Origin of the sequence: Bombella intestini (genome assembly GCF_002003665.1) — a bacterium.
In the GTDB taxonomy this organism is placed as follows: Bacteria; Pseudomonadota; Alphaproteobacteria; order Acetobacterales; family Acetobacteraceae; genus Bombella; species Bombella intestini.
The window spans coordinates 366,327-376,854 of sequence record NZ_JATM01000002.1 but is presented as its reverse complement, the minus strand read 5'-3'; the positions used below and the strand labels follow the sequence as shown (position 1 = coordinate 376,854).

General features: G+C 44.7%; 15 protein-coding genes. 1 reads left to right on the top strand and 14 read right to left on the bottom strand.

Features of this window, described 5'->3' with window-relative positions:
• The 14 genes from AL01_RS04880 to AL01_RS09315 form a co-directional block, all read right to left on the bottom strand.
• The coding region (locus AL01_RS04880) for a hypothetical protein (RefSeq protein ID WP_143280684.1) at positions 1 to 372 on the bottom strand (372 nt) is incomplete at its 3' end.
• A 103-nt stretch (positions 373 to 475) separates the two neighbouring features.
• The gene (locus AL01_RS04875; RefSeq protein WP_143280683.1) at positions 476 to 1,027 is read right to left on the bottom strand and encodes a hypothetical protein; all 552 of its coding nucleotides are present in this window, start codon (positions 1,025 to 1,027) and stop codon (positions 476 to 478) included.
• 134 nt (positions 1,028 to 1,161) lie between these two features.
• Positions 1,162 to 1,806: a hypothetical protein gene (locus AL01_RS04870; RefSeq protein WP_077396307.1), complete on the bottom strand. Its 645-nt coding sequence runs from the start codon at positions 1,804 to 1,806 to the stop codon at positions 1,162 to 1,164.
• Positions 1,807 to 1,820: 14 nt separating this feature from the next.
• Entirely contained in the window at positions 1,821 to 2,618 is a 798-nt protein-coding gene (locus tag AL01_RS04865; RefSeq protein ID WP_077396306.1) for a hypothetical protein, read from the bottom strand.
• 319 nt (positions 2,619 to 2,937) lie between these two features.
• Positions 2,938 to 3,276: a hypothetical protein gene (locus tag AL01_RS04860; protein ID WP_143280682.1), complete on the bottom strand. Its 339-nt coding sequence runs from the start codon at positions 3,274 to 3,276 to the stop codon at positions 2,938 to 2,940.
• Between the two features lie 402 nt (positions 3,277 to 3,678).
• Positions 3,679 to 4,173, bottom strand: coding sequence for a hypothetical protein (locus AL01_RS04855; protein WP_143280681.1), 495 nt, complete (start codon positions 4,171 to 4,173; stop codon positions 3,679 to 3,681).
• Between the two features lie 320 nt (positions 4,174 to 4,493).
• Positions 4,494 to 4,631 (bottom strand): hypothetical protein, encoded by a 138-nt coding sequence (locus tag AL01_RS09390; protein WP_158075934.1) that lies wholly within the window; start codon positions 4,629 to 4,631, stop codon positions 4,494 to 4,496.
• Between the two features lie 257 nt (positions 4,632 to 4,888).
• Positions 4,889 to 6,421 (bottom strand): hemagglutinin repeat-containing protein, encoded by a 1,533-nt coding sequence (locus tag AL01_RS04845; RefSeq protein ID WP_158075933.1) that lies wholly within the window; start codon positions 6,419 to 6,421, stop codon positions 4,889 to 4,891.
• 75 nt (positions 6,422 to 6,496) lie between these two features.
• Positions 6,497 to 6,832 (bottom strand): immunity protein YezG family protein, encoded by a 336-nt coding sequence (locus AL01_RS04840; protein ID WP_077396301.1) that lies wholly within the window; start codon positions 6,830 to 6,832, stop codon positions 6,497 to 6,499.
• A 192-nt stretch (positions 6,833 to 7,024) separates the two neighbouring features.
• On the bottom strand, positions 7,025 to 7,312 hold the full coding sequence (locus AL01_RS09320; protein ID WP_143280680.1) for a hypothetical protein: 288 nt from the start codon (positions 7,310 to 7,312) through the stop codon (positions 7,025 to 7,027).
• 240 nt (positions 7,313 to 7,552) lie between these two features.
• Entirely contained in the window at positions 7,553 to 7,954 is a 402-nt protein-coding gene (locus AL01_RS04835) for a hypothetical protein (protein WP_077396300.1), read from the bottom strand.
• Between the two features lie 92 nt (positions 7,955 to 8,046).
• Positions 8,047 to 8,301, bottom strand: a complete 255-nt coding sequence (locus AL01_RS04830) for a hypothetical protein (RefSeq protein WP_077396299.1) — start codon at positions 8,299 to 8,301, stop codon at positions 8,047 to 8,049.
• Between the two features lie 110 nt (positions 8,302 to 8,411).
• Positions 8,412 to 8,870: a hypothetical protein gene (locus AL01_RS04825; RefSeq protein WP_077396298.1), complete on the bottom strand. Its 459-nt coding sequence runs from the start codon at positions 8,868 to 8,870 to the stop codon at positions 8,412 to 8,414.
• A 203-nt stretch (positions 8,871 to 9,073) separates the two neighbouring features.
• Entirely contained in the window at positions 9,074 to 9,292 is a 219-nt protein-coding gene (locus AL01_RS09315) for a hypothetical protein (RefSeq protein ID WP_143280679.1), read from the bottom strand.
• Between the two features lie 240 nt (positions 9,293 to 9,532).
• Here AL01_RS09315 and nadA point away from each other — a divergent pair, with 240 nt between their 5' ends.
• The gene (nadA, locus tag AL01_RS04815) at positions 9,533 to 10,519 is read left to right on the top strand and encodes a quinolinate synthase NadA (protein ID WP_077396358.1); all 987 of its coding nucleotides are present in this window, start codon (positions 9,533 to 9,535) and stop codon (positions 10,517 to 10,519) included.
• Positions 10,520 to 10,528: the final 9 nt, after the last annotated feature.

The window sequence follows — 10,528 nt, the reverse complement described above, 5'->3', positions numbered from 1 at the left end:
AATACGTCCTAGTTCTTCACGGAAACCAGGAACAACCCTCTGGTAAGGTACTTCATCATCCAGAAGAAACTTCTTAGCCAATTCCTCACCAGAGTCAGTTGCACTAAACAGACAACCCACCCACATGCGGTCCTCTCTTCCCTGATACATTTCCCTCAGCGCAAGCCTGATATCATCCTCAGGACCATAGCAGGAAATCAACCCAGACATTCCCAACCGGGTCAAAGCGGCTATCGATTTTTCATACCATTCCTCCCCCTCTCCCTTTTGTAGAGGGCCGACCAAGAACTCAATACTACTGTCCGGTTCAACAGCAAGACTGCTTAAAGGTCCCTGATAAAATCTAACGAAATCAGCATCAGAAATATTCATAAGTCTACCTCATTTACCATCCAACTGGGGGAACTTTATCTTAACATGCTCGACTTCAATTTCCTTGTAATACTAAGACAATCAGATATGCTAGAGCACTCCCTTATCTCAAGAGTCTGAGTAGTTTTTTCGTTTTGTTACTTGCTGCTTCACCAGTACGCCTCATGATGTAAGAAACAATGTTGCCGTTTTTATCTCGCACAGGTGTTCTCAAAAGATACTTTTCACGATTCGCCTCACCCTTTTTATTAATATCTATCCGTTCAACATCTCCAATCTCGAATCCATTCTCCTTGAACCAATTAGTGGAACTATTATAAAAATCACTGGCAGCCTTCTCAGAATCCTCACTAACAGGCATTATCCGTAATGTTGGTTTTTTATTGTTCCCTTGTTCACCGACAAAATCTTTTTTAGAAACACGCCAAGGCGGCAATGACCCCTGACTGCCCCCTCCTTCTGCAAGATAAGTATTCTGATCATCATTCTGAGTGTTCCTAGGTACTACTTGATCTATAAAACTTTGATCTGATAATCCATTCTGATCGGTAAGCCGCTTAGGCGGTACCCCCTTCTCAAGAATTGGAGGCTCTAACTCAGGAAAAACCGGCTGATATATACCTTTATTAGATTCATTATTAACAAATTGAGCCATCTCCATCAATAACAACTCTTGTCAGAAAATCTTGATAAAGCTTCAGGAAATCATCATCAGACACACTCACTATTCTATCTACTCTCATAAACATTCATTAAAGATTACAATAAACAAAAATATTTATTCAAACTTCACAAAAAAAGCCACAAAGAACCCACAGATAAACGGAATTGCTCTAAACAATTCACTATAGCCATCATATAAATATTAATACTCCGAAGAAAAAAAGAGAGGTATTTTTTTTCTTCACATACTTCCGTATATACATCAATCGTTTCAATAAAATTAAGATAATTTTCTCTAAATAAAGAAAAGAGAGCATGCGAAAATATTTTTTTCTCAACAAAAGGATCGTTCAACAATCTAATAGCATAATTCCTAGAGTTCTCTAGGCACACTAAAAAATCACCATGATCATTTCTTTTTTTAGGAAAAGAGACATACCTTTTATAAAAAATAGAAAAATCTTTCCTAGGCACCTTAAAATCAAGACTAATCTCATCTCCATCTAACTCATCAAGAACATCAAAAATAAATTGATTCAACGACAAAAGAAAATCAATCGTGTCACCAAAAAATAAATTGATTTTACTTAATTTATCATTCAAACATTCAAAATTCTCTCCTACGGAACCTGCAGCCTCCAACAACTGCGAAAAATATAAAAAATCCCTTTCACTCTTTAAAAAAAACGCCATATCCTCCAATATATCTTCCTTTAAGTTACTATCATAAGAGAAACATAAACTATCAACAAAAAATTTTACTCTATACATATTCTATCCTTAATTTAGCGTTTTATCGTTCTACCCTCAGCGGCCTTACTCTTCTTTAAGTTTACAGTTCCATCTATATTAACAACGGGACTGGCTTTCATCCTTTTATCATATACCTCTAAATGATTAGAAGACTCTTGATCAATATAAAAAGTATGTCCTTCTTTTATTACCACCTCCCCACTATCATTAGTAATATTGGTAGTAGCTACAAAATTTTTAGTCCCCTCCACCGGGCGTGAATTATTGCCTAATCTCTGCCCAAATCCGGGACGTTTGTACAGTTCTTTTAAATTTGGAACCGTATCAGTATTCCTTTCTTTTTCAGGCTCAGATGTACCCCCATCCCCATTAGATTGCCTCGGCCGTGCCATATATACGGCACCATATCCCAACCCCGAACCAAGAGATTCAGGTAACGGAAGATCAAAAATTTCCTTATTCCAAGAACTATCAGAAGATACTACCTGGAAATTTACACTGTCTGATCCCTGACCATTATCAGAAGATGCCGTCTGGGAAAGCACACTGGCCGCTCCCGGAGCATAAGAGCCACCCAATGCATCATAAATTTCCTCCACACCTATCAATACTGCTGCACCAGCAAGAGCTACTCCAGCCTCGGCAACACTCAATGGATTAATTGCAAGAGTGTCATCTGTAATTCCGACATTCGCAGCCTGATTGTACTGCTGGATGGCTGATGCTGCCGAAGCCCCGTTCAGAGCGTTGGCCGTGGCATTGCCCGGTCCCGCCACAAGCCCGCCAACTGTTCCCGCCGCACTGGCAATGCCGTTGCTCAGCAGGTTCATCAGACTATCATGCAGTTTGGCCTGCGTGCTGCGTCTGTTTCAGGCTCTGCGCCACGGCCCTTGAATGCGACCAAGGTCCGGCTCCCTATGTGAAAGGAGAAACTACATTACAGATTACAATAAAAAAGACTGGCTTCTCATTACAGAACCCAGCCTATATTTTGGAAAACAGAACAGCCTTCACTCACCATCAAGTGAAAGCAACTTGTCATAAGGCAGGTCCACATCAAATCCTACGCCATGCTCATCAAAAATACGCCCCAACTCCTCCCGAAATTCTTCGCAGATATCTGTAACAGACTTTAAATGATTTTCTTTATCAAAATATATAAGGAACTTCTCTACCAGCTTCACAGCAGACTCGGTTGGAACAAAAAAAACAATCCATCCAAATTCTTTCATCTTTATTAAGAAACATATATTTGAAAAAATTCATAATATCATAATCAATGTTACACTTAACATTACGACCAAGAATACGACGATAAATTAAACCAGACGCCCCAAACCGAGTCAAAGCCGCCATCGCTTTCTCATATAACTCATCTTCATCCATATCATACCAATAATAATTCATAAAAAATATGTCACCATCTCCATCAATAACAACTCTTGTCAGAAAATCTTGATAAAGCTTCAGGAAATCATCATCAGACACATTCATACATAACCACTGCTATCTATTTTTCAACATGAATAATCTTGAACTTCATTCAACCAGATGGATGACTCAAGTCAATAGTCTCAACACCGTCTGGTGTTCTAAAACTTGCTTCCTTGGCACTACGCCAACCGACATACACATCTTTCCTCTTTTTTATATCCTCCCCCATTTTATAAATATTTCTAAACCGTGCCGTCGCACGTCCCCTATCCACTGCGTCCTGATCAATAACCCGATCACTCTGTGGTCTAAGAGGGAGACCACTTTCTTCAAGCCAAGCAACGATATCACTATAAAATCTCCTCACCGATCGAAGACCCTTCTGGGTAGTGTGGTTCAGGGCACTCTGACGGTTCCAGTCCGCTTCAAATAAATGTCCATATCTACTCTATCAATTTATTTTGCACTTTTCTCTGGAGAAAAAAAATTAAAATCCATATAAGAGCGTCCAAATCTATATTTAGTTTGCCCTCCAAGCACTACAATTACCTTGCAATAAGACCCATCATGCAAATCCATCTCTTTTTGATGATCATCATATGAGGTCAAAAGACTACGCTTCATCCAACCCTTGACATATGGCTCAGACGTCAGAGGTTCTGGTGTGGCAACAACAGACACATACCCATTCTTCGTTTCGGTCTTCAGATCTGCACCAATGAAAATCTCAGTAACCCCTGCCACGATAGATGCCGCATCAGAAGGCTCCTTTCTCACAACATATCCCTTCTTAATTGGATCCAAATACAAAGCATGATCATCTTCATCAGTAAGATTAAGATACATGCAAGTATAATTATCAAGAAGTATGAATCTTCTCTTCTCATCTCCTACATACTTCACTGAAGCAGTGGATTTTTCAAAACATAATAGAGAAAACAAAAATAACATAAGCAAATATCTATACATTGATCATTTGCCTTCCATGAAAATTGGAGTATTCATCACGTTCTTTCCCAAACCGGACAGCCCTCTCTCCAAATGTACTAGGAAAGCTTTTACTATCATATCAGGAGGTGTTCCGTTTCTAAACAAATGCGTATGATTACGTACTACTTCTCCCATGGGCCCAAACCTTACTTATGCGCAGCAGCATTATACTACTCAATTGCAACTGCAGCGGCCGCTATGATGCCACTGAACAGACTAGCGAGACTGTCATACATTTTGCCAGTGTTATTGCCTGTTAGACTAGTCGCCATGGGATCCGTTTAGTCACGGGTAACCGCGGCTATCACATTACCTGACAGCGTACCGACACCCGCTGCTCCGCTAGCCTCCAGAAGGTCCCGACCAATCTCCAGTGCGGAGAATGAACCATCAGCAGCAGGCAACAGTCTCTTTGCCATATGATCCCTGTCCTGCTGATCTTGTATCGTCTGGAAGGCCGCTCCAACCATCTCGCCGATGAGCTGCGTGCCAAACCACTCGGCCTGTATCTGGTTCTGGAGCTTCTACGCATCAAACTTGTTCATCAGCGCACCATTAGCATGTGCCACGTCACGGCTGTATGCCCCCGTGACATGCCACGCATTGACCGTGATGGTGTCGCTGATAGCGGACGGCACCACGCTCCCAAGCACGGAATCCCCGGTAAGACCATCACTTACACCTTCAGGCTCTGTGCCACCGCCCTGAACGCAACCGAGGACGCATCAATACCTATGTCATGTCCGGCACTCAGGCTGGACCCGATAATCGTGGCCGTACTCCCAACCTTCAGGCTCAGGTCTCCCTTGCCGGCACTCACCGTGCTGGAAGTCCAGTTCGTCCCATCCCCTGTGTCAGTCTCACGGGACTTGCCATAACCAACCGAGGTCCGGCTCCCTATGTGGAATGACAGGCCGCTTTTCTTCTTCTGGTAATAGGAAGTCGTCGTATCTTTCAGGGCATTAATGCTCAGGGATCCACCAGACGTCAGCGTCACATCCTGCCCGCCACTGACAGTGCCTTTCACGGACAGATCACCGCCAGCACTCATCAGGATGTTGTCATTTGCGCCGACAAGACTGCCTATTTCCGTCGTACTGTCGTTGCTAGTGGTAATGGTCTTTTTCTTCAGGAACCCCTTCTTGACGACCCTGCTGTAACTGTGATCCTCATCCGTCATGGTCTTCAGAGCCAGATTGCCCTTAGCCTGAAGGAAAGCATCCTTTCCTGCCATGATGCCAGACCCAGCAAGATTTATGTCGCCTCCCAGAGCCGCCAGAGTGACCGTTCCATCACCCATGACGCTGGACCCGATGTTACGGACAAAGCTGCCCGTCTGTGTGAAGTGACGCCTGGACACTCCACCCGCCCCATGTGTCGAGAGAGCGTCAAGATTGATGTTCTGTCCGGCCACAAGGGTGGCGTCCCCACCAGCCTTGAGCGAAGCCCCCTTGAAAAGGATGTCCTTCGCAGCACTCAACCGCACATCGCCACTGGCCGTGATCGTACCCTGCTGGCCTAGTGTCTGCTGTATCCCTCCGACAATCTGGTCCGTTCTCAGCTGGCTGTCATTCACGACAGATCCTGCAAGGCTGGCAAGGGTCACATCGCCACCCGAAATGCTCCCGCCATCATTCACGAGATCACCCTGAGTGGCCACGAGATTCAGGGCCTTGCCGGATGCCACCGCCCCACTGTTGCTTATGCTGCCCCCCTGAAGAGACAGCTCATTCCCTGCGGAAATAACGCCGCCATTGGCCAGCTTCACCTTACCGGGGGCCAGATAAAGCTTCGGCACCAGAACCGTCTGTCCATTCACCGAGACGGGAACATACCAGACGATGTTGTCCGTCAGTCTGGACTGCTCATCCGACGTCAGGGCCTGCCCGAAGGTCAGCCCCAGCTGCTCAGACTGCCGGGACGCATTGTCCAGCAGTGTCTGCATCTGCTCATTGGCTGCCTGATAGCTTCCACCCAGGAAGGTCTGGCCCGTGGCAGAGACAATCTGCTGCTGCACATACTGCGGATCGAACCCGCTATCCCCCAGGAAACGGTAATCTCCCATGGAATGGCCCAGCCGCCCCAGCAGATAGTCCGACCCGTAAAGCCCCGCAAACGTCGCATAACGTGGGTTGGTCTCCAGCAGATAATGCACCGAAGGCGACGGATCGGGCACTAAGAGCGTCCCACCACCCGGGATGGACGCCACGACCATCGATAGCGATTCGTACCTGTGACATCTAAAAGGCGACGTTTCTGCCGCTGGAAGTGCCTATTGCTTCAATCAGCTTTCCTTATGCTGATATTTCAACGAAACAGGACCATCCTTAGGAAAAGACATCGTACATTTATACCAATCCCCCATACCAGATTCTTTCATAAGCGCATGAAGTTCCGGGATGAGCACCGATACTTCCCCCAAAGATTCCTCATTCAGAGTGCGATGAAAAATTTCTCCATCCAATTCATAATGAAAGCTCGCACCTACAGAATATCCACCATCATCCACTTCCTCATATAAGAATTCACACTCTACTTTATCGAAGTCTTCATCAATACTGGAAATCACAGCTCCATACAGCTCATTCATAATTTCTTGCTGTTTCAACAAAGGAAGCATGTTGTCTTCTCCTTATAAAAAAATGATCAAACAGAAATTTTACCAACTCCACCAAGACACACGATACACCTAGTCATAACAAATAGAAATTTTAAGTTTTTCAAAATCATATACGAAGCTTATTACAATTAATAAAAAAGGCAGACATACCCTAACATTTTCAATATCCCTTCCATTGAAGAATCATCCCTCCTAATCAGCTTCCTTGTACTGATGTTTTAGTGAAACAGGACCATCCTTAGGAAAAGACATCGTACATTTGTACCAATCCCCCATACCAGATTCTTTCATGAGCGCATAAAGCTCCGGCACAACCACAAACACCTCTTCCAATGCTTCCCAACTCAACAGGCATCCCATAGTCCTACCATCTAATTCATAAGGAAAATTTATTTCTAAAGAGGGCCATCCACCATCCATTACTTCATATAAGAACTCACACTCAGCTTTATCAAAAACTCCATTAATACTAGAAAGCATGGGCCCACACACAAAATATCCATAAGCTTTTGCTGTCTTACTAAAGGAACCATAATTTTCTCCTCACCGGAACAATATCAAAAAATCTCAATATAATTGCCGTTAAAAACAAGTTGGTATGAAGACCCAGAAGGTATATCAACACTCACCTCGCATGAACCTACAATTGGTGTCCACTCTAAAATTTATCTGCTCTGACATAAAGCAAACAATAAATCAGTCATCATCTAAGATTAGTAATCAATTGAAATTCTCTAGAGAATCCGTCAATCCCTTCCCTTCCCGTAGATCATAAAAAAACTTTACGCATATTTTTCCGTCGTTATCTATCTTTATCGTCACAAAATTCCAATATTTATGTGAATAAACAAACATACTTTTATTAAGAAATGAAAGAGATTCCTTTATTTTCCCTTGGATATAAGAAACCTTATTATCGACTAAAAAATCAAAGTCACAGATTTTATCAAAAAATACAGAACCCTTCTTTCCATTTTTGAAAAAGACAATACTGTGCAGCACACTACTAACAACCGGATCAGAAGAAGATTGATCCCAAAAAGAAACTCCCAACTCCATATAAATGAAATCAAGGTTTTCCTTTTTTAGAAAGGATTTGAGATTATCAATAATAAAATCCATACTACTTAAATTTACCTCCCTTTTGTATAGCCGCATTATCGAACTCCAACCTCTTCATAACACCATCTATAGAATAATCTATATTCACTTCATCAGGTCTGAATTTTTTTTCTCCTCCTCCCAAATAAACAGGCTTCACTGACACTTTTTACAACCTGACCAGCTACAGTTTCTTTTTCGCCAAGATTGGCAGCACCTTCTACTGCATGACCTGCGGCAGACCCGAGCTCCTCTCCAGGAGCAGCCATAAACTGGGCTTTGGCAAGCCTTTCGACAGCAGCATCACCAAATTTGAGGACTGCGCCCACCACAGCACTCTTCGCAAGCCAGAGCGAGCCGATAATCATAGGAGACACAACAACAGATGTATCGGTACCTTCTGTATCATAAATTACAATAAAAAAGACCGGATTCTCATTACAGAACCCAGCCTACATTCTGAAAAACAGAACGGCCTTCACTCACCATCAAGTGAAATCAACTGGTCGTAGGGCAAGTCCACATCGAACCCTACGCCATGCTCATTTAAAATACGCTCTAATTCCTCACGAAAATCGGGAAACACCCTTGTCTCGACATCTTCCTCCTCGTCGAGGCGAAATTTCTTGGCTAATTTTTCGCCATATTCAGTTAATTCGAAATAATAACTATCCCATGTCATGCTACTTCTATCAAAAAACAGTTCTTTTAACACAATACGTATATCATCTCGAGTATGCCAACAATGAATCACTCCAGATATTCCCAATCTTGTCAAAGCTGCCATCGCTTTTTCATACCACTCCTTTTCTGTACATCCAATTTTATAACTGACATAACAACCTCCCATAGACGGCATAGAAGAATCTCCCCCAACCAAGAGATCTGCTATACAATCTTGATAGAACCAAATAAATTCGTCATCAGATATAGTCATTACTCCACCTTTCTCTCTATTTCTTAATCTGCCGGAACTTTATTTTCAGATTTCCCCTATTGATAGAAGAATCGATATCTTTATGCCCGTTCACTTCAAGTGAATAAGTATCGTTATCTGTTTTGTCACTAGCAGATTTACCATCACGTATGTTAACAAGTATCCCATCGGAGGATATTACGTCATGGCGTGTCCCTCCCTCCTTAGCAGTAGGACGCTTCTGAGCGGCCCGTCTGTATGAAGTAACGCCTGAACACTCCACCCCTCCCATGTGTCGAAAGGGCGTCAAGATTGATGTTCTGTCCGACCATAAGGGTGGCGTCCCCACCAGCCTTGAGCGAAGCCCCCTTGAAGAGGATGCCCTTCTCAGCACTCAGCCGCACATTGCTACTGGCCCAGTGTCTGCTGCGTTCCTCCGACAATCTGGTCCATTCTCAGCTGGCTGTCACTCACGAGCGCATGCAGCAAACAAGCCAGCGATCAAAAGTCAATTTTTGTTCAAAACTGTTTATTTCAATAAAGCCATCCCTAATAAGGCAGGCATAATCACCTGCGCCATCAGACCCATCTCCCAGATCGAACAGAAGCCACTTGGCACAGCCTGCAACAGGGCCTATATTATGCTCATAGTGAGTATAAACCTTGATAAGGACCTCTCCATGATGCAGGGCATCGCCACCTCTCCGTCCCGTGCGGCATTATACAGCCCCGTGGCCTCTCTTATGGCCCGGCAGGACTGGGAACGGCTTTTTGCGGATGACATCGAGGCCATTCTTGAACTAAAGCGCAAACATAACGCTGTCATCCTTGCCCATAACTATCAGACACCGGAAATCTTCCATTGTGTGTCCGACATCCGGGGCGACAGTCTGGCTCTCGCCCGTGAGGCCCAAAACCTGGAGCAGGATGTCATTATCATGGCGGGCGTCCATTTCATGGCCGAGACAGTCAAGCTGCTGAACCCTACCAAAACCGTTCTCATCCCCGATGCTCTAGCTGGCTGCTCTCTGGCTGAAGGCATTACGGCAGAGAATGTCCGTACCCTGCGGAAACGCCACCCCGGTGTGCCAGTTGTCACCTATGTGAACAGCTCTGCGGCCGTAAAGGCCGAAACGGACGTCTGCTGCACCTCTGGCAATGCCCGCCGTGTCGTGGAAAGCCTCGGCGTACCAGAAGTCATCATGATCCCCGATGAATTCCTTGCCCGGAACATCGAACGGGAAACAGGCATCAAAATGCATACATGGTCGGCCCGCTGCGAAGTTCATGAGCGGTTCACTCCACAGGAAATCCGCCAGTACCGGCGTATGCATGGCCCGCTACATATCATTGCTCATCCAGAATGCTCACCCGATGTCGTGGCAGAAGCCGACCATGCCGGGTCCACAGCCAGCATGATGGACTATATCGCTGAGCATAAACCCGAAAAGGTCATGCTCATCACCGAGTGTTCCATGAGCGACAACCTCGCAGCCATGCATCCGCAGACCGACTTCATCCGTCCCTGCAATCTCTGCCCGCATATGAAACGCATCACCCTGAAGAACATCCGTCAGGCTCTGGAAACCATGAGTACAGAGGTCACCATCCCGGCTGAACTTCAAGAACCCGCTCGCCGTTCCGTTGAGCGCATGCTGGCGATTAAGTGAAGGACCGTC